14 protein-coding genes and 3 pseudogenes are annotated in these 19,158 nt (G+C 70.9%); 5 read left to right on the forward strand and 12 right to left on the reverse strand.

Features of this window, described 5'->3' with window-relative positions; genetic code table 11:
- The 4 genes and pseudogenes from ACWC24_RS19255 to ACWC24_RS19270 all read right to left on the reverse strand — a co-directional run.
- Nucleotides 1-205, reverse strand: a pseudogene (locus tag ACWC24_RS19255) (hypothetical protein); the annotation flags it as partial.
- Between the two features lie 282 nt (nucleotides 206-487).
- A complete protein-coding gene (locus ACWC24_RS19260) occupies nucleotides 488-943 on the reverse strand; it encodes a VOC family protein (RefSeq protein ID WP_450664028.1) in 456 nt (151 codons plus the stop codon).
- A gap of 268 nt (nucleotides 944-1,211) precedes the next feature.
- Nucleotides 1,212-1,746 (reverse strand): annotated as a pseudogene (locus tag ACWC24_RS19265) (transposase); the annotation flags it as partial.
- Between the two features lie 1,490 nt (nucleotides 1,747-3,236).
- Nucleotides 3,237-4,295: a LysR family transcriptional regulator gene (locus tag ACWC24_RS19270; RefSeq protein WP_450664029.1), complete on the reverse strand. Its 1,059-nt coding sequence runs from the start codon at nucleotides 4,293-4,295 to the stop codon at nucleotides 3,237-3,239.
- Nucleotides 4,296-4,377: 82 nt separating this feature from the next.
- Between ACWC24_RS19270 and ACWC24_RS19275 the strand changes: the two genes are divergently transcribed.
- From ACWC24_RS19275 to ACWC24_RS19285, 3 genes are all read left to right on the forward strand, one after another.
- Nucleotides 4,378-4,806 (forward strand): VOC family protein, encoded by a 429-nt coding sequence (locus ACWC24_RS19275; RefSeq protein WP_450664113.1) that lies wholly within the window; start codon nucleotides 4,378-4,380, stop codon nucleotides 4,804-4,806.
- Between the two features lie 164 nt (nucleotides 4,807-4,970).
- On the forward strand, nucleotides 4,971-7,109 hold the full coding sequence (locus ACWC24_RS19280; RefSeq protein WP_450664030.1) for a DUF4139 domain-containing protein: 2,139 nt from the start codon (nucleotides 4,971-4,973) through the stop codon (nucleotides 7,107-7,109).
- A gap of 8 nt (nucleotides 7,110-7,117) precedes the next feature.
- Nucleotides 7,118-8,680, forward strand: a complete 1,563-nt coding sequence (locus ACWC24_RS19285) for a DUF4139 domain-containing protein (protein WP_450664031.1) — start codon at nucleotides 7,118-7,120, stop codon at nucleotides 8,678-8,680.
- Nucleotides 8,681-8,855: 175 nt separating this feature from the next.
- Here the strand turns inward: ACWC24_RS19285 and ACWC24_RS19290 are convergent, their stop codons facing one another.
- Both ACWC24_RS19290 and ACWC24_RS19295 read right to left on the reverse strand, forming a co-directional pair.
- A complete protein-coding gene (locus ACWC24_RS19290) occupies nucleotides 8,856-9,623 on the reverse strand; it encodes a hypothetical protein (protein WP_450664032.1) in 768 nt (255 codons plus the stop codon).
- 116 nt (nucleotides 9,624-9,739) lie between these two features.
- Complete coding sequence (locus tag ACWC24_RS19295; RefSeq protein ID WP_450664033.1) at nucleotides 9,740-11,170, reverse strand: selenium-binding protein SBP56-related protein; 1,431 nt, start codon at nucleotides 11,168-11,170, stop codon at nucleotides 9,740-9,742.
- A gap of 297 nt (nucleotides 11,171-11,467) precedes the next feature.
- Here ACWC24_RS19295 and ACWC24_RS19300 point away from each other — a divergent pair.
- Nucleotides 11,468-11,617, forward strand: a pseudogene (locus tag ACWC24_RS19300) (TetR/AcrR family transcriptional regulator); the annotation flags it as partial.
- 119 nt (nucleotides 11,618-11,736) lie between these two features.
- Here the strand turns inward: ACWC24_RS19300 and dmpG are convergent.
- The 6 genes from dmpG to ACWC24_RS19330 are packed head-to-tail and all read right to left on the reverse strand — an operon-like array spanning nucleotide 11,737 to nucleotide 18,111.
- Nucleotides 11,737-12,759, reverse strand: a complete 1,023-nt coding sequence (gene dmpG, locus ACWC24_RS19305) for a 4-hydroxy-2-oxovalerate aldolase (protein ID WP_450664034.1) — start codon at nucleotides 12,757-12,759, stop codon at nucleotides 11,737-11,739.
- Nucleotides 12,756-13,697: an acetaldehyde dehydrogenase (acetylating) gene (locus ACWC24_RS19310; RefSeq protein ID WP_450664035.1), complete on the reverse strand. Its 942-nt coding sequence runs from the start codon at nucleotides 13,695-13,697 to the stop codon at nucleotides 12,756-12,758. The genes dmpG and ACWC24_RS19310 overlap by 4 nt, the downstream gene beginning before the upstream one ends.
- Nucleotides 13,694-14,512 (reverse strand): 2-keto-4-pentenoate hydratase, encoded by an 819-nt coding sequence (locus tag ACWC24_RS19315; RefSeq protein WP_450664036.1) that lies wholly within the window; start codon nucleotides 14,510-14,512, stop codon nucleotides 13,694-13,696. Before ACWC24_RS19315 ends, ACWC24_RS19310 begins: the two co-directional genes overlap by 4 nt.
- On the reverse strand, nucleotides 14,499-15,602 hold the full coding sequence (locus ACWC24_RS19320; RefSeq protein ID WP_450664037.1) for a VOC family protein: 1,104 nt from the start codon (nucleotides 15,600-15,602) through the stop codon (nucleotides 14,499-14,501). Before ACWC24_RS19320 ends, ACWC24_RS19315 begins: the two co-directional genes overlap by 14 nt.
- Nucleotides 15,599-16,471 (reverse strand): alpha/beta fold hydrolase, encoded by an 873-nt coding sequence (locus ACWC24_RS19325; RefSeq protein ID WP_450664038.1) that lies wholly within the window; start codon nucleotides 16,469-16,471, stop codon nucleotides 15,599-15,601. Before ACWC24_RS19325 ends, ACWC24_RS19320 begins: the two co-directional genes overlap by 4 nt.
- Before the next feature lie 11 nt (nucleotides 16,472-16,482).
- Entirely contained in the window at nucleotides 16,483-18,111 is a 1,629-nt protein-coding gene (locus tag ACWC24_RS19330; protein WP_450664039.1) for a bifunctional 3-(3-hydroxy-phenyl)propionate/3-hydroxycinnamic acid hydroxylase, read from the reverse strand.
- A 113-nt stretch (nucleotides 18,112-18,224) separates the two neighbouring features.
- Between ACWC24_RS19330 and ACWC24_RS19335 the strand changes: the two genes are divergently transcribed.
- A complete protein-coding gene (locus ACWC24_RS19335) occupies nucleotides 18,225-18,848 on the forward strand; it encodes a TetR family transcriptional regulator (protein ID WP_450664040.1) in 624 nt (207 codons plus the stop codon).
- The last annotated feature ends 310 nt before the right edge of the window (nucleotides 18,849-19,158 follow it).

Consider the following 19,158-nt stretch of genomic DNA (forward strand, 5'->3'; position numbering starts at 1 on the left):
GCAGGTCGGCAGGTCGGCAGGTCGGCAGGTCGGCAGGTCGGCAGGTCGGCAGGTCGGCAGGTCGGCAGGTCGGCAGGTCGGCAGGTCGGCAGGTCGGCAGGTCGGTGATGACGTACAGCTCCTGCCCGAGCGTTCCGTCGCTGTTGCGGCCGCGCTCACGCAGCAGGAATCCGCGGTGCTGAAGTTCTTCCAGGCCTGTGGTCACGGCATCGACGCGTTCGCGGCCGTGTCGGGCCAGGCCGGCGACGGTGATCTGTCAGCCGGCCCGGTGGGTGCTGACACGCTCATCGCGCCGTCCCGGGTGCAGCCGCGTACGCTGCCCACGGCAGCGCACCATACCCGCCAAGGCGGAGCGGCCGGTGGGCACGGCCGCGGAAGCGTACGTGCGTTCCATGCGATCAGCTCACCCAGCGCGCCGACCACTGAGATTCGCCGGGTAAGTGGTGGCGTGTTCCACTTACGGCTGGTGGTTGGTTTTCAAGTGTGGTCAGGCGAACCAGCTGTCGCGAGCGGCGCTCAAGCCGTCTGTCGTCGGGTCGGGGAGTAATTCGAAGAACTTCCATGCGTATTCATACGGATCGAGGCACTCGAAGTACCGCTCGCCCCACGGTGCATCGACCGGGCCGGCGATGATGGCGCATCCAGCCGAACGGCAGTAGAAGGCCGTCGCGTCGACGTCGTCCACCTCCATGCCGATGACTACACCTAGGCCCCGTGGCCCGATCTTCGTGAGGCGTTCTCGGCTGCTGTCGGGAAACGGCATGCCGTCCAGGGCATCGACGAGCAACTGGAACTCACCGCGGCGCAGGATCGCCATGACCGTCGAGCCGTCCAGACCGGGTATCGCTCCGATCGGCTCGAACCCGAGCCCCTGGTAGAACCCGACTGCCTCGGACACGTCCGGGACGCGAAGCCCGACCCGGAAGGAAGCCTCATCGGCCATGTCTCTCTCCGTTCAGCATGCTGGTCACGACCAGCACGATGTACCAACCTGGTAGACCGTGGCCAGTAGGCGGGGCTGCCCAGGCTGCCTGTGGCCGGGATCGGCCCCCGGCGGCGCCGGCGTTCGCTGCGAAATGCGGGCGGCCCCGATGAGGCCGGCCGAGGACGTCTTCGGCACCCTGGACGAGCGGACCGTCACCGTTCCCGGGAACCGAGGCGGCAGCGTTGATCGTCCCGAGCCTCGCCGGCTCACCGGCTCACCGGCGAACGGGGAACAGGTTGTGGACCGGGTGGTCCATGGCCCAGCAGGTGACAACAGTGTCGTGACGCATGGTGGCCATGACGTGGAAGACGTCCGCCTGCTCCCGCTCGAACCGCCGGCCCTTGCTGGAGCCGCAGGCGGAATCCACGGTCACCCGGCCGAACGGGATCCGGTCGGCCTGGCAGTTCTCGGTGCGGTCCGCGGTGCCGGAGTACTGCCGCTGCGCCCCGGCCGACCGCGTCCCCTTCTTCAGGAAGCCGGTGTCGTCGAGGATCAGGACGGCATCCCGGTCGCCGAGGTGTTCCACGACGTGGTCGCGGACATCGTCCAGGACCCGATCGGCGTCCCACTCGATCCGGTTCAGCATCCGCTCGATACGGTCCGGGCCGTCGTAACCGGCCTCCTCGGCCGGCGTCCAGCCGTTCTTGCGCCGAAGGGGACCTACCGGCCCCCGCATGCAGGCAAGAGGATTCACCCGGCTCCGACCTGTTGAATCGATGCACGAACCGCTCCTGCGAAGCGGTCAGTTCACCCGCCCACAACGGACCGCTGCCGGCACCACTCTTGCCCCGGATCCCGGATCGACCGAACAAGCACAGAAGAGGGGTTTTCTATCGCCATCCTCTTGTTCCACCGGAACTGAGCGGGTTGGTGGACGAGACGAGTCGGTTCCGGAAACGCCTGACAGCCTGCGGCGCGGCGAAAACCATAGGTGCGTTAAATCTTACCGAGTGGCGCCGCTCCAACGATCTTCAGGAGTCAGTCCTGCCATTCAGCAGGAAACCGATCCATCAGCGGGGATAACAGGTTTTCATCCGTGAGACCAGGCCTCCAGTTCCTCGCCGCCCATCAAGTGAGACAGCCGACGAAGACCAGTACGACCTGCCTGCACGGCCCGCGTCCGAAGCAGACCACTGGATTGAAGCGGCAAGCCTGCGCAGTTCCGGCAGGAACCGGCCCCGGTGACACACCGGCGCCCGCCGGAACACCCCGAGAAGCTCTCCGAGCAGTCCGGGGTGCCGCCCGTCGTCAGGCGGCGGGCAGCACCCCGCTCGAAGAGGTGGAAGCTACCGACGCCAGCCGTCCAGGCAGACCCAGTGCCCCCAGCCATGGTGGTGACTCCAGTAACAGTGACGGCCCCGGTCACGGTCGTGGTCTCCACCGCGGCCCCAGTCCCCGCCGCGGCCCCAGTCCCTGCCCCGGTCACGGTCGTGGTCGCGGTCGCGGTCGCGGTCGTGGTCGCGGTCGCCACCGCGGCCCCAATCGCCGGGCCGGTCACGGTCGTGGTCGCCGCCGCGGTCACGGTCGCCATCGTGGTCGACACCGGGGAGGCCCACACTCACAACCGCGGGGGATGTGACGGCACCGGGGCCCGTAGCAGCTGCCGCCGTTCCGGCAAGCGGCAGAACAGCGGCCCCGACCACCAGAACTGCGGCAGTCAGAGTTCCAGCCATACTCTTCACTGGTCGATCCTCCTTCGAAACGAAAGGAAACCCCTGTCGGGGCAACCGACACTACCCACAGATTTCGGATGTCCAATCTGGCCAACCGTCATCGAGTCGAATGGGCAGCCCGTGCCCGAAGGGAGCCAACCGGCAGGTCGGAGCACCTGAGCAAGGGGTTTCCCCAGCCCCTCCCCCATGGAAATTGAATCACCGAAAGCACTCGACCGGAGGATCAAATAAACCGGCTTCGGAAGATGCACAGGGTTCGCTTCCACTGTGCCTGTCCGGGCACACACAGATTCAAGGCTGTCTTTTTGACTTAAATACCTCGATTCCTTTGGGGAAATATTCCATATCTTTCCCATCCCTTTCCCGAGCCGCTTGCAAGGCGGTGCAGGCTTGCGGACAGACGAAGCACAGCCCCGCCTGCGGGCGCGGCAGCCGGTTCCCCGGGTGTCACAGCCGCAGCAAGCGACGGTCGCACGCAGCCGGCCGGCCCTGCCCCCGTCCGCGCACAAGACTTCCGGCGCGCCGTCGGCCCGGAAATGGCCCGCCGTAACAGCGCCGAACGCTCGGCCGACCTGCTGTCACTCATTCCCCGCATCTCGGGGGACCCTCGCACTGTCCGCCGTATCCGCCACAGCCCGTACGAACTCCTCGACGTGCGCGGTGGTGTTCCCCGTCCGCCAGACCGGGCCGCGTTCGATCGGGCGTGCATCGTGGAGGGGCACGTAGGTGACGTCAGGACGCGGGTAGTACAGGCGGGAATGCTCGCCTACCGGAAGGACCCCTTTGCCCATCGCGACGAGTGTGAGCATTTCGGAGAACGAGGCTCCGGCCGGTCCTTTCGGGATCGGGCGGCCCGACGGCGTGCGGTCCGGGGTGCGGTCCCGCTTGAACCCCACCGATGTGACCTCCGGGTACTGCACTACGGGGTGGTCCGCGAGCACCTCGACCGACACCGAACGCTCACCGGCGAGGGGATGCCCGGAAGCGACCGCGAGCACCCGCTTCTCCGTGATCAGCGCAGGACCACAAGCCATCCCGTCGAAGGGGTACGAGGCGACGAGGACGTCGACCGAACCGTCGACCAGGCTCGCACGGGAGTTGGACAGCTGCACTTCCCGGACCTCGACCCGGCAGTCGGGGTGCCGTTCGCCGAACAGCGCGACCGCCTTGAGCAGTGCGGGGGCCGTCCCCTCCCCGAGAAAGGCCACCCGGAGTTCGCCCGTGACACCTCGGCTCGCGTCGGCCGCCTTGCGCAGTGCGGTCTCCATCGCGGCGACGAGGGGGGCCAGCTCACCGGCCAACTGCTGGCCGACCGGGGTGAGTCGAACGGTCCTGCTCGTTCGCTCGAACAACGCACCGCCGATGTGCCGCTCCAATTTCCTGATCACCTGACTCACCCGGCCGGTCGTGAGCCCGAGGCGCTCCGCGGTACGGCCGAAGTGGAGCTCTTCGGCGAGAGCCAGGAAGGTCTCGATCTCCACACGCTCCAGCACGTCCCTCTCCCCCGTTCGTTGAGTCAGGCTCAACGATCGTATGGCAATGCCGCCTTGATGGCGCATCCGGTCCGGCGGATCCTGGAAGCACCCCGCCGACTCCACCATTGAGGGAAGATCTGTGATCAAGCCGAACGCCACCACCGGCCCGTCCGGAACTCACGCGTCCACGCAGGGCCACGGCCGCACTGCGCAGACCCGTCGCGAGGCATCCCGAGTGCCGTCCCTGCGGGTCAAGGCCTTCGACCACCTGGTCCTCAACGTGGCCGACGTCGAACGCTCCCTGACGTTCTACACCGGCCTCCTGGGCCTGGAGCCGGTACGCGTCGACGAGTGGCGACAGGCACAGGCGCCCTTTCCGTCGGTCAGAATCACCCCGGAGACCATCATCGACCTCGTCGCCGGCACCCGAGGGTCGGCCAACGTCGACCACATCTGTCTCACCGTCGACCCCCTGGACTGGGACGAGTTCATCGCATCCGCACCCTGCACGGTTCTCGAAGGGCCCGTCCCGCGATTCGGCGCACGCGGCACGGCCACCTCGGTCTACATCCAGGACCCGGACGGCAACGGAATCGAACTCCGCTGGTATCCCCAGGACGTCGACGACCGAGCCGGGCAAGGCCATGCTCCTCGTCACCCTGAGGGTCGGTGAACAGGCGCAGCCGGTGCTTGCCCTGGGCGATCTCCTTTTCCACGTCCCCCGCCGAGTGGGCTTGTCACCCTCGTGGTTGCGGGCAGTCCCGACGTATCGGCACTCGGCGGGACGCGCACGGCCGGGCGTAGGCTGTGACCGGCACGGAGACGGTGGGGGAGCACATGGCAGCCGAAAGCGCACGGAGTTGGGGATCGACCCTCGATGCTGTCGTGGTGTACGCGCAGGGCGCGCTCTGCCACCGACTGGCCCGGGGAACCGTGCCGCAGGACGGGCGGGTGCGCGTGACGGGGCTGCCGCGCTCCCTGGACCCGGGTTCGCTGCGGGCGCGCGTCAAAGGCTCTTCCGGACTGCGCGTGGTCGAGGCCCGGGTGGAGGTCGACGCCGAGCCGTCCGGCACCGGCTCGCACGACGAACTGCGGCGCGAGACGGAGCGGCTGCGTGAGGAGTACGCGGCGGCGCAGCACCGCCGGGACCGGCAGCTGAACCTGATCCAGGAAGTCACGGACCTGCGTCCGGTCCCGCCGGCCCGAAGGCGCGACGATCCGCACCGCCGCACCGCGGTCGACGCCTGGCTGACGCTGGCCGATTTCGTCGACGGGCGGATGACGACTCTGCACGCACGCCTGGTCGAGCTGGAGGAGGCGCTGAGCCGCATCGAGCACGAACTCGAGGTCGCCGTCGACAACCTCGCCCGAGCCTCCACCGACGCACCGTCGGCGCACGTGGACACGACGGTCTGCGCGGCCCTGACCCTCGACGGCACCGGCGAGGCGGAGATCGAACTCGAGTACGGGGTGCCTGGTGCCGTCTGGGTTCCGGCCTACCGTCTCGGGTACCGGCAGGGCGACGGCACCGGCCGACTGGTCCTGCGCGCCTCGGTCGCTCAGCGCACCGGAGAGGACTGGACCGGCGTACGCATCGCGCTGGCCACCGCCGACCTGCGGCGCCGCACCGACTTGCCGGAGCTTCGCTCGATCCGCATCGGGCGCCGCCAGCCCGCTCCCGCGCCCTCCGGCTGGCGCGAGCCCCCTGCGGGGCTCGCCGACCTGTTCACCGGGTACGACGCGGCGGGCCCGCGTCCCGCGACGTCCGCGGCTCCCCTGGCTGTCGGGGCGGCGGCCGGTGCCGGTGCGGCGGCGCCCGTATCCTTTGCGCCACCCCCGCCACCCCCGCCGCCCCCGGTCTACGGCAGGCCGGCGGCCGGTGCCGGTCCGGCCGCGCCCGTTCCCGCGGCGCCGGGATCACCGGTCTACGGCGGGCCGCCTTCCGTACCCGTGGCCCCACAGGTGCCCAGCGGCGCCGCAATGGCCTTCCCGGGCGCGGTAGCGGACCTCGCGCAGCCGGCCCGGCCGCTCGCCCGCAGCAGTTCCTTCGCCGGCCCCGCCGCCCCGGCTCCCGGCCAGGCGATGGCGCCACCGGCGCCGGCACTCGCCGCGGGAGCGCCACCGGCGCCGGCCGCCGGTCCGCCGCAGCCGAGCGACGGCGAACTCGACTACGCGTCCCTCGTCCTGTGCGGCCCCGACGACCCGGGCGATCGCAGGGGTCGGCTGTTCCCCGGCCCTTCTTTCGACCCGGTGGCCGCCGAGTACCGCCGCCGCGGTGAGGCGGTCGCCGCGCTGCCCCTGCCCGGACACGCCGTACGGCCCCGCGAGTCGGCCGGCTCCTTCGACCACCGGTTCGACGCCGCCGCCCGCGCCGACGTGCCGTCGGACGGCACCTGGCACACCGTCACGGTCACCGAGATCCCGGTCGGGCTGCGCACCGAATACCTCTGCGTACCGGCCGTGGAGCAGACCGTGTACGCGACATTGGTGGTATCCAACACCACCGACCAGGCCCTGCTGGCCGGGCCGGTGGAGATCACCGTCGACGGCGGCTTTCTGTCGACCGCCGCGCTGCCCACGCTCGCGCCGGGCGGTGTGCGCCGCGTGGGGCTCGGGCCGGCCGAGGACATCCGTGTCACCCGCCGCACGAACGTGCACGAATCGACGGCGGGCCTGCGCAACGGCACCACCGTGCTCGACCACCGTGTCCACGTGGAACTGGCCAGCCATCTCGCCAGGCCCGTCACCCTCGAGGTCCGCGAGCGGGTACCGGTCACCGCCGATGCGGACGTCCGCATCGTGGAGAACGCGGACTGGACGGCGCCCGAGGACGGCACGGGCCCCGATCAGCATGCTCCCGGTGTCCGCGTCTGGCGGGTGGATCTTCCCGCCGGCGGCTCCGTCGCCCTCGAAGGCGGTTACGAAATTCGCATCCCGACCGGCAAGGCCCTGGTCGGCGGCAACCGCAGGAGCTGACATCCACCATGTCCACGACCCCGAAGCCGATCGCGCTGCCCGTCACGGCCGTCACCTGTCTGGAGGATCGCGCCCAGGTCGAGCGGACCGCCGCGGTCGATCTGCGGGCCGGAGTCCAGCGGCTGCGGCTCGGGCCGGTCAGTGCGCTGGCCGTCGACCGCACCCTGCATGCCGAGTTGACCGCCGATCACCCGGCGACCGTGCTCGACGTGCGGATCGTCCGTAGCTGGACACCGCGCGGGCCGGTGCCGTCCCCCGACGACGACTCCGCCCTGCGCCTGCGCGCGCACGCCCTGGAGGAGGAGCAGGTCGCGCTGGAACAGCGGCGCGATCGTCTGCGTGCCCGCCTCGACCTGCTCGCCCGGCTCGCCGCCGACCTGCTGCGGGACATCGGCGAGGGGACCGGCTCCGGGGAGAGCGAGGTGCCCCGCTGGACCCGCGGGCTGGACCAGGTGGACGGCGAACGCGACACGTACGGCGAGGACCTGCGCGCCGTGGAGGCCCGGCTGACCGCCGTCGCCTGCGAGCAGGGGGAGATCCGGCGGGCCATGGATCTCGCCGAGGCGGAGCCCCTCGAACTGGTCGGCCATGTCGAGCTGACCGTGGACGCCGCGGCAGCCGGGCCGGCGGGGCTACGGCTGAGCCACCTCACCCCGTGCGCCTTGTGGCGGCCCGCCTACCGGGCCGTGCTCGTGGGGGACTCGCTCACCCTGGAGACCGACGCCGTGGTCTGGCAGCGCACCGGCGAGGACTGGTCGGACGTACGGCTGACGTTGTCGACGGCCCGGTCGGCGCTGGCCGCCGAGCCCCCGCGGCTGGGCGAGGACCGGTTGACGCTCAAGGACCGCTCCGCCGCGGAGCGGCGCACCCTCGACGTCGAGATGCGCGAGCAGGAGATCGGCGACCTCGGCCCGGCACCGACACTCGGCCTGCCCGGGCTGGCCGACGGCGGTGAGGCACGAGTGCTGCGCTCCCTCGCGCCGGTGTCCGTGCCCGGCGACGGCCGTGCGCACCGGGTGCCCATCTCCGCTTTCACCGCGGCCACCAGCAGTGAGTACGCCTGCTCCCCCGAGCTGTCCCCGCTGGTCACCCGGCTCGTCCGGTTCGGCAACGAGTCCGGACATGCGCTGCTGGCCGGGCCCGTGGATCTGATCCGCGACAGCGGATTCACCGGCCGCGGCACAGTGGACTTCGCCGCTCCCGGAGCCCCCGTGGAGCTTGCCTTCGGCAGCTGCGACGACTTCCGGGTGGTCCGGCATGCCGAGGAGTCCCGCGACTCCGTCGGGATGACCCAGAAAACCGTGATCTCCCGCACCGTCCGGCTTCACCTGTCCCGCTTCTCCGCACCCGAGGAGAACGACGAACGGACGGTGGTCGTCCGCGAGCGCATCCCGGTCTCCGAGGTCTCGGCGGTGGAGATACACCTGCGTAAGGAGGCCTGCTCCCCCGCACCCGACGTGGTCGACTCCGAAGGCATCGCCCGCTGGGACGTCACCGTCCCGCCCGGCGGCCACCGCACGGTCACCCTGGCCTACGACCTGTCGGCCAGCGCCAAGGTCACCGGCCTGTGAGCAGGACATCGTGGCGCCGGACCCGGGCCCTGCTAGCCGTCACCGCGGCATGAATCATGCGCCTTCCCAACTCCTCACCGGCGTCGCCGACCGCCACCCCCGATCACCGAGGCCTGGGCCGACGACGGCTGCAGAGCCGAAGCCGTCGAACACGCTGCCCGTCTGGGCATCGACTTCAGCGGTTGACTGTCCCGACGAATTCGGAGAGCGCGGTGAGGGCGGCCGCGAGAGTCATCGCCGTCGCAGCCGGGACCCCGAGAACCCGCCGGTCCGCGGGCCGCTGCTGACGGGCGAGTGTGAGAGCCACCCACGCCGCCTGCGCGAGTACGCCGCCGACGAAGGCGAGCAGCAGCGGCATGACGCCGTCCGGAACGGGCAATGCGCTCGCCACGAAGGCTCCCGCGATCGGACTCGAGCAAGCCAGCCCGATCCACGAAGCCACGCGCCGCCTCGGTCGCGCCCCCAGCAGTGAGGCCAACGCCAGGCCCTCGCCGGCCGCGTGCACGAGGAGCGCCGCCACCACCGCGACCGAGGCGGTCAGTGCCAAGGTCGCCCCTTCCAGGAAGCGGTGCAGCGCGAGCCCTGATGCCGCGCCGACGCCTCCCGCACGACCTGGCTTGCACGGGCAGCCGGTACGGACGACGGCACCCATCACCCCGTACGAGGCGAGTGCGGTGACCGGCACCGCCCACAGCGGCACGCCGGCCTCATGGGCCTCGTCCCACGCGTCGGGCAGAAGATCGAGAACCGCAATGCTCAGCAATATCCCTGACGCGGCGGCGAGCAGCAGCACCGACCGGCCGGATCCGCGCCGCGCCAGCCAGGCGCCCACCACGGTGGCCACAGCCACCAGCACCACGGCCACCAGCGTTTCGGTGGAGGGCAGCTGCCATCCGCTTGCGTCGTCCGTGTGCGCCCCTCCTGCGTAGAGCACGGAGGACATGTCCACTCGTCCCCTCCCTCCAAGGGTGGCGGAATCCTCGGCGCACTCCACCCATGGCGGCCCCGGCCGGGCCGGAACCGCACGACCTTCAGCAGGCCGTCTCGGAGCACAGGCGGTCAGCTGCGGTAACAGTACGAATCCGAGGAGGCGTCGCCGCCTTGCAGGCGCGTCTGGTGCACGCGCAAGCCCAGGAAGTCCGGGCCGTGCGGGTAGAAGCGGCTGTCGACGGAGAGCCCGCCGTGCAAGGTGTCGGCGTCGAGTTTGACCAGCCACGGGTCGATGCCCGCGGGATACACCTGTGCGTCCCAGGTGCTGTACAAGGAGTTCGTCAGGTACACGCGCCGCCCATCACGGCTGAGCTCGACCATCTGCGCTCCGCCGGTCAGCGGAGTGTCCGGCTCTGCGGGATGCGACTGCCGGCTGACGATGCCGCCAAGACGCACGGATGCGGTCCGCCTCGGATGGAACGGGTCGCTCACGTCGTACTGATGCAGATCGCCGGTTCCCCATGTGGATACGTAAAGCCACTGGTCGTCCACCGACAGGTCGATGTCGGCGATGAACGGGGGAACGGCGCCGAACGGCCGCAGCGCCGGAGGCAGATCCTCCGTCCGCGCGGGCTCGGCGGGGATGGTGATCACCTCGCGGACCACGAAGTCCTCGCCCTCCCGGTTCCACAGCCACACCGAGGCCGACAGGTCCTCGACGTCGACCACGGTGTTCACGAACCCCCACGTTGCCTCGGGGTCGTGCGCGGGACGCACCTCCAGCACCATCTGGTTCTCTTCCCCCAGATCGACGCGCTGCAGGTGCCGGCCGGAGTCCAACTCCCAGAAGTGCAGCGAGTGGCCGTACCGGCGATCCAGCAGCAGTTCGGGGACGAGGCCGTGCTCGTACATCGAGGGGGTGCCCCACTCGCTGGTCACGGCGACGTTCTGGCGCAGATGCCACCACAGGTCGTAGGCGAACCTCTGCGGTCCGCGGTCGCTCTCCCAGGCGCGCTGCACTTCGAAGCTTTCGTGGTCCAGGAGCGCGACGCCGCCCGGCCCGTCCTCACCGTCCGCGCCGCCCAGGCAGGACAGGAACACCCCGTCGGGACCGCAGTGGAGTGTGTGCGGACGCGAATATCCGGCCTTGGCGGCCAACTCCTCGGCCTCGACCACCTTGACCAGGCGCGGGCGGGCGGGATCGGGGTCCGTGTCGAAGATGTGCAGCCGGGAGGAACGCAGTCCCGGAACGATGAGGTAGCGCCGCGCAGCGTGATGATGACCGGCATGGGCCAGCGCGCTCGAGCAGGCGTTCCAGCCGAAGTGGTGCAGTTCGTTGCCCAGGCCGGGCAGCTCGGCGTGGGAGATCACGCGGCCGTATTCGGCGGATTCGGGGTCGGTGTCGACGGTGAACAACGCATCCGCGCGCTGTGCGGTCGGGTCGAAACCGACGACATAGGCGAGCTTCTCCGGAGGCGCGGCGACAGCATCCGCCGGAGTGCGGTACAACGTGGGGTCACTGTGGTCGTCGCGGTCGTGAGCGTGCTCAGTGGTCCTCATGGCTGTTCCCTACTCCCGAACGGAGCCTGGACCCGGGGGACTTCCGACAGGCAGCCGGACTCAACCGTTCGGGATCGATGTACCGGCTCGGGGCGGATATGCCATTGAACGAGCGTTTCACAGTCCCGGAGCACTGCCAAACCGACAGCGCGGGGCGCCGACCGTCTCGACGCGGCTCGCTTCCGGCACACCCGGGAAAGACGGCGCCGAGCGGAGACGGACCTTCCGACCGCCCTGCAGGTTGACCGTGTCGGACGACGCCGGGCCTGAGCCTCGTCGACCGCGGTGCAGACCGGGGTGAGATCCCCGGCGCGACGCGATCTGGAGCAGGGCATCGCCGCGGGCCGCTTCGACGTCCGGGACGCCACGATCGCCCTGTCCGCGCTGGGCGGGATGCTGCTGACGCTGGTGGAACTGCGCTTCGCCCGCCCCGACGTCGACGGTAGGGACACGGACACCGCACTGACCGGTCCCCCGCAGCCGGCCGGCGGGCACGGCTTTGCACGGCCGTCGTGCCGGTCGTGCAGCCCTCTCACTTCCCGAGCCCGTGACGCTCGGGCACGAGGTCAGACAGTGGCCCCGGCCGCCAGGTCGAGGGCGATGTCGGTGATCATGTCCTCCTGGCCGCCCACCAGGCCGCGTCGGCCGACCTCGACCAGGATCGTGCGGGTGTCGACCCCGTGCCGTCGCGCAGCCGCTTCGGCATGGCGCAGAAAACTGGAGTAGACGCCCGCGTAGCCGAGCGTGAGGGTCTCGCGGTCGACGCGGACCTCGCGGTCCTGGAGCGGACGCACGATGTCGTCGGCGGCGTCCATGAGGGGGAACAGATCGCAGCCGTGTTCCCAGCCCATCAGGTCGGCGACCGCGATGAACGCCTCCAGGGGGCAGTTGCCGGCGCCTGCGCCCTGGCCGGCGAGGGAGGCGTCGACCCGGGTGACGCCGTTCTCCACGGCGACGACGGAGTTGGCGATGCCCAGGCCGAGGTTGTGGTGGGCGTGGATGCCGATGCCGGTGGCCGGGTCGAGGGTGTCGCGATAGGCGCGGACCCGGTCGCGGACGCCGTCCATGGTGAGTCGGCCGCCGGAGTCGGTGACGTACACGGCGTGGGCGCCGTAGGACTCCATCAGCTTTGCCTGGCGGGCGAGTCCGGCGGGCTCGGCCATGTGGGACATCATCAGGAACCCGGCGACGTCCATGCCCAGTTCGCGGGCGGCGGCGATGTGCTGGGCGGAGATGTCGGCCTCGGTGCAGTGGGTGGCGACGCGGACCGAGCGGATGCCGAGGGCGTGGGCCTGGTGCAGGTCGTGCAGGGTGCCGATGCCGGGAAGGAGCAGGGTGGTGGGGACCGCGTGGGTGACGGCGGCGACGACGGTCTCGATCCACTCCCAGTCGGTGTGGGCGCCGATGCCGTAGGTGATGCCGGAGCCCGCGAGGCCGTCACCGTGGGCGATCTCGATCGCGGACACCCCGGCGGCGTCGAGGGCGGCGGCGATGGAGTGCGCCTGGTCGACGGTGTAGCGGTGGCGGACGGCGTGCATGCCGTCCCGCAGGGTGACGTCCTGGACGTAGAGGGGAGGCACGTTGCTCATGCGGTCACCGTCTTCGCGTGGGCGGCCATGCGCTCGGCGGTGCGCAGCGCGGCCGAGGTCATGATGTCGAGGTTTCCGGCATAGGCCGGCAGGTAGTGGGCGGCGCCCTCGACCTCGAGGAAGACGGACACTTTCGTCGCCCCTCCCGCGTGGCTGCCGGGAGGGAGCAGCGAGCGCAGTGGGTCGTCCGCGGCGACCAGTTCGAACTGCACCTTCTGCTTCAGCCGGTAGCCGGGGACGTACGTTCGTACGCGCTGCGCCATCTCCTCGACGGAGGCCGTGACGGCCGCGTCGTCGCAGTCGCCGACCAGGCAGTGGACGGTGTCCCGCATGATCAGCGGCGGCTCGGCGGGGTTGAGGACGATGATGGCCTTGCCGCGTCCGGCGCCGCCGACCTTCTCGATGGCGGCCGAGGTCGTCTCGGTGAACTCGTCGATGTTGGCGCGGGTGCCGGGGCCGGCCGAGCGGGAGGAGATCGACGCGACGATCTCGCCGTAGTGCACGGGGGTGACCGCGGAAACTGCCGCGACGATGGGGATGGTGGCCTGGCCGCCGCAGGTGACCATGTTGACGTTGGGCGCGTCGAGGTGGGTGTCGCCGTTGACCGGTGGGACGACGTAGGGGCCCAGGGCGGCCGGGGTGAGGTCGACGACCCTGCGCCCCAGGGCGCGCAGCACCTCGTCGTGGCGGCGGTGCGCCGCGGCGGAGGTGGCGTCGAAGACGATCTCGACGTCGGCGAACTCGTCCATCGCGACCAGTCCGTCCACGCCCTCGTGGGTGGTGGCGACCTTCAGGCGGCGAGCGCGGGCCAGGCCGTCGGAGTCCGGGTCGATGCCGGCCAGGGCGGCGATCTCCAGGTCGTCGGAGAGCCGCAGAATTTTGATCATCAGGTCGGTGCCGATGTTGCCGGATCCGATGACGGCGACCTTGGTGGTCATGCCGGGGTTCCTTCCGTGTCCGCGGCGGCGAAGGCGGCCGCCACCGTGCCGAGTCCTTCGATGCGGGCGGTGAACTCGTCCCCGGCTGCGGCGGCCGCCATGGGGCCCAGCGCCCCGGTGAGGATCACGTCGCCGGCCCTCAGCGGGTCGCCGAGGCCGGCGAGGGTGGCGGCGAGCCAGAGGGCCGCGGTCAGCGGGCTGCCCAGGCAGTCGGCGCCGCTGCCGGTGGAGACCGTCTCGCCGTTCTTCGTGAGTGTCATGCGAGCGGCGCGCAGGTCGAGCTGGTCCAGCGGGGCGGGCGTGCCGCCGAGGACGAACAGTCCGCAGGAGGCGTTGTCGGCGACGGTGTCGACGATGGTGATGTCCCAGTCGGCGATCCGGCTGTCGACGATCTCCAGCGCGGGCAGCGCGAACGCGGTAACTCGCAGCAGGTCGGCGACCGTCGGGTCCCGGTGCGGCAGGTCTGCCGCCAGGACCAGGGCGACCTCTGCCTCGACCTTCGGCTGGAGCAGCCGGCCCGGGGCGATCGGCCGGCCCTCGGGTACCGCCATGTCGGCGAAGAGCACGCCGAAGTCTGGCTGGGAGACGCCGAGTTGGCGCTGCACGGCCGGTGAGGTCAGACCGATCTTGCGGCCCGCCGCGCGCCGGCCGCCCGCCAGGGACCGCTCGACATGGCGGCGCTGCACCGCGTAGGCGGCTGCGACGTCCCCCTCGGGAAGCAGACCCCGCACGGGCGGACACGGTACGCCGTTGCGGGCGGCCTCCTCCAGGACGGACGCGGCCTCGGCCACCGCGGCGGAGTCAAGGACGCTCATGGCCGGGTCCCCCTTTGGTGCCGAGGTCGGCGTGACGGGTGTGAGACAGGGAAGTCCCCTCGGGGGAACGACGTGCGGGGGCTTCGTCGGGGATTCCCGCGCCGCTGAGTGCGGACACGGTGTCCTCGGGTCGGGTCAGCGATCGGGCGCCGGCCCGGAACTGGGCGAGCTTGTCCACGATGGTCTGGCCGACCGGGAGATGTCCCCAGACGCTGATGCCCTGGTGGGTGGTGGGTTCCCAGGTGTCCTCGTCGATGACGAGGGGGTTCCAGCCGACTTCCCACTCGAAGCCGGAGGGGGTGCGGGCGTAGTAGGACAGCTCCTTGTCGTTGGTGTGCCGGCCGACGGAGAGCGCCATGTCGAAGCCGAGTTCGTGGACGCGCTGGTAGCTCCGGGCGACGTCGTCGAGGGTTGCGGCCTGGATGTTGAGGTGCTGGACGCGGGTGCGGATCGGGTCGACGGGCAGGCCCTGGGTCGCGGCGACGGCGATGGAGTGGTGGCGTTCGTTGACGCGCAGGAAGCGGATCTTGAGCTTCACTCCGCTGATGGTCTCGTCGATGCAGTCGGTGAGCCGGGCGTCGAAGACGGTGTTGAAGTAGCCGCGCAGCCGGGCGGGTCTGGTGGAGGTGATCGCCACGTGTCCCATGCCGGAGTCACCGGTGACGAAGCCGGAGGCGAGCATCCGCAGTGGTTCGGCGGACAGGGTGGGGGTGGTGTAGATCTCCTGGGTGATGCCCTTGGGGCCGGGGAAGCGCAGCAGGCGTTCCACTCCGCGCAGGGCTGCCTCCTCCTCGGTGCCCTGGACGACGGGCACGCCGTGGGCCCGGACACGGGCCTCGATCTGCTCGAAGGAGGTGTGGTCGTCGATGTGCCAGCCGGTGGCGACGACGTCCTCGGCCGGACCGCGGCGGAGCAGGAAGCGGCACTCCTGGTCGTCGAGCCGGAAGCGCATGAGGTCGTGGGAGAGTGCGTCGTGGTGCATGCCGATCGCGTCGCTGCCGAAGCGGCGCCAGTCGGCGAAGCGGTCGGTCTCGATGACGATGTAGCCGAGGTGGACGGCCCCGAAGACGGAGGCGGTGGCGGTGGTCATCGGCGGCCGGCCAGGAAGTCGGCGCACAGGCGGTTGAAGAGGTCGGCGCGTTCGAACTGCACCCAGTGGCCGGTGTTGGCGACCAGGTAGAGGTCGCAGTTGGGCATCCGGTCGGCCAGCATGGGGCCGCCGGACGGCCGGTTGACCTTGTCGGCGGCGCCCCAGAGGACGAGGGTGGGCACGGGCAGCCGGTTCAGTCGCGGGTCGCGGGTGAAGTCCATCCTCCAGACGGTGCGCAGCGCGCCCGGGCCGGACGGGCGTTGCAGCGGCGGCGAGGCGACGACCTCGGGGACGATGCTCGCCTCGTAGCGTTCGTCGATGGTGGAGTCCGGCACGTCGGCGGCGTTGAAGACCAGGTAGTGGCGGATGAACTTCTCCAGCTTCGGGCGTGAGGGCCCGTCGCCCGTGTAGTAGTTCAGGAGACTGCTCAGGCCAGGTGTGGGCAGGGCGCGGGTGGTGCCGATCCCGCCGGGGCCCATCAGCACCATGCGGTCGACTCGTTCGGGAGTGTCCAGGGCCAGGCGCAGCGCGCAGGCGCCGCCGTAGGAGTTGCCCACCAGGTGGACCTTCTCCAGGTCGAGCGCGTCGAGGAGGCCACGGATGCCGTCGGCGAGGTCGCCGAACGGGTCGGCGGGGTCGATCCCCTTGGTGCTGCGGCCGTAGCCGGGCAGGTCGGGGACGATGACGCGGTACTGCTTGGCCAGTTCCGCGATGTTGCGGGCGTAGTTGGAGACGCCGGAGGCTCCGGGTCCGCCGCCGTGCAGCAGCAGGACGGGCGGGCCGTCGCCGGTCTCCGCCACGAAGATCTGGCGTGCGCCGATGTCGTAGGTGGTCTCCCGCATCACGGGCAGGCCGGTGGTCGTGGTCATGGCTTCGGTCCTCAGTGTGCGGTGATCGTCGGAGCCGGGATCGTGGCCGTCCCGGCCGGGGCCGTGCTGCCCGCGGGTGCGAATCCGTCCGGCGGGGCGGGCAGCCGCTCGCGCCCGGAGGCGTAGACGTAGGCGTCGGGGCGCAGGGCGAGCGTCGCGGCGCCGCGCGACTCCATCCAGGGCAGCAGGGTTCCGTCACTGTCGACGAGCGTGCCCTCGGCGGGCCGGGAGCCGCGGGGCGTGACCGTCAGGGAGGGAACGCCCAGCCGGTCCCAGGCCGGCCGGGCTGTGGCGGTGCGCGCGTGCAGGAGCAGCCAGCGGCCGTCGAGCACGTCGTCGAGGCGTACGCGGTCGCCGTCCGGGCCGGTCACCCAGGGCTGGGGGACCTGGAGTCCGGACGCCTTGGTGCGGGGGTGCGCCTGTAGACCCTGTGCGTAGCGGGCCACCGGGATCCAGTGGGAGTCCTGCGTCCAGTCGCTGAAGCCGGGGATCCGGCCCAGCGTGCGCAGCACCCGGTCGCGGGTCGCGGCGACCTTCGGGCGCCGCTCGGTGATGATGCGGCCGACGAACACGGCCCGCCGGGTCACCTCCTTGACGTGCGGTTTCCGTTCGGTCTCGTAGCTGTCGAGGACGGCTTGCGGCAGTTCGCGGCGCAGTACCGCGTCGAGTTTCCAGCACAGGTTGGCCACGTCACGGACGCCGGCCGCCATGCCCTGTCCGATCCACGGCGGCATCGCGTGGGCGGCGTCGCCCGCGAGGAAGACCCGGCCGGAGCGGAAGCGGGCGGCGAAGCGGACGTGGTGGCTGTAGACCGTGGCCCTGAGCACCTTGACGGCGTCCCGTGCGATCCCGTAGCGGGAGACCAGGGTGTACACCGCCTCCTCGGTGGTCAGCCGCTGTTCGTCGTCTCCGGGCAGGATGGGGAACTCCCACCGGTGGTGGCCGAGCGGGGTGGGGCAGTCCACGGCCGGACGCGCCGGGTCGCAGTGGAACCGCAGTTTGTCGTGGCCGGGCCACGGCTTGAGCATCTTGGTGTCGATGACCACCCAGCGGTCCTCGTACGTCCGCCCCTCGTAGCCGATGTTCAACTGGGCGCGGGTGAGGCTGGAGCCGCCGTCGGCGGCGATCACGTACGCGGCGCGGATCCGGCGCACGGAGTCGTCGGCCGTGCCGACCGCCGTCAGCTCGACCCCGTCGGCGTCCTGCTGCAGCCTCAGGCACTCGTGGCTCAGCAGCACCTCGACGTTGGGATAGCGCTCCACCCCGTCACGCAGAACCTGTTCCAGCGCCGGCTGGTAGATGAACATCTGCGGTGGATGGCCGTGGCCGCGCGGCGTGGGACGGGCGCTGAGGAAGGACCGGCCACCGGCATCCACGAAGTCGACGGGCCGTTCGGTCAGCATGTCCTGCTTGAGGCGTTCGGCCAGCCCGATGCGCTGCCAGATCCGGACGACCTCCTCGTCGGTGGAGATGGCCCGGGCCCGGGAGAACACCTCCGGTTCCCGTTCCAGGACGAGAACCCGCAGGCCCATGGCTCCCAACAGGTTGGCCGCGGTCACCCCCGTGGGGCCGTAGCCGATCACCACGACGTCGTACGGCTCGTCGTCCCCTGCTCTGATCCGGATGCCGTCCGCTGACATCAGGTCACCTCGCTTCATCCTTGATGTAGCGTTCACTCCAATTGGAACGAGCGCTACGCTAAGCACGGCTCGGGTATACGGTCAAGGCCCGGGTGCGACAGGAGGGACGTCACATGACCAGGCCACAGACAGTGCGCCGGAAGCGGGCCAACGGGGTGGAGTCACGGCAGCGCATCCTCGACGCAGCCGCCGACATCGCCGGTGAGCGCGGGTACGAGGGGACGTCGATCGCCGCGGTCAGCACCAAGTGCGGGCTGCCCGCCAGCTCGATCTACTGGCACTTCAAGGACAAGGACGACCTGATCGCGGCGGTGATCGAGCGCAGCTTCGACACCTGGCTGGCCGCGGTGCTCCTGCCGGGCGAGGAGTCGGGGACCACCCTGGAGCAGGCCACGGCCATGGCGGCCCGGGTGGCGAGGTCGCTGGTGGACCAGCCGGACTTCCTGAGGCTCGGCCTGATGCTCGCCCTGGAGCGGCGACCCGTCGAACCGCGCGGCCGGACCGTCTTCCTGCAGGTGCGCGACGTCGCCTCCCGCAAGATCGCCGAGACCGTCACCAGGCTCTTCCCCGGCCTGGACGATGCGGCGGTCCGCACGCTCACCACCTACGCCATCGCGGGCGCGGACGGCCTGTTCGTGCAGCAGGAGATCGGCGGCGACCCCATGGATCTGGTGGCCATGTTCGAGCTGCACGCCCGCTCGGTGCACGACCTGGCGGTCCGCCTGAGCGAGGGGTGAACGGGGCGGCCCCGTCGTCGGGCGGAGCCGTCGTCACCGTTCTCGACCGCCGCCGACGCCTTGTCACGAACGCGGCCTCGTGTATAGCGTCAGCCCCCTCACCGCCCGGCCCTCAGGGACGACTCGGGCCGGTCCGTGGTTCCGCTGCGGTACGCGAGCCGAGCCGCGCGGCCGCCACTCTCCGCGGCACGCACCTCGGCGTACGACCCGACGCGTCGGCGTCACCCGTGGTCGCCTCGCCGCCGCCCCTCACGCACGCCGCCGCGACCGACAGGCCCGTCCTCCCTCCCGCCCTGCCACGCGCATCTCG

Source organism: Streptomyces sp. NPDC001443 (assembly GCF_053597355.1).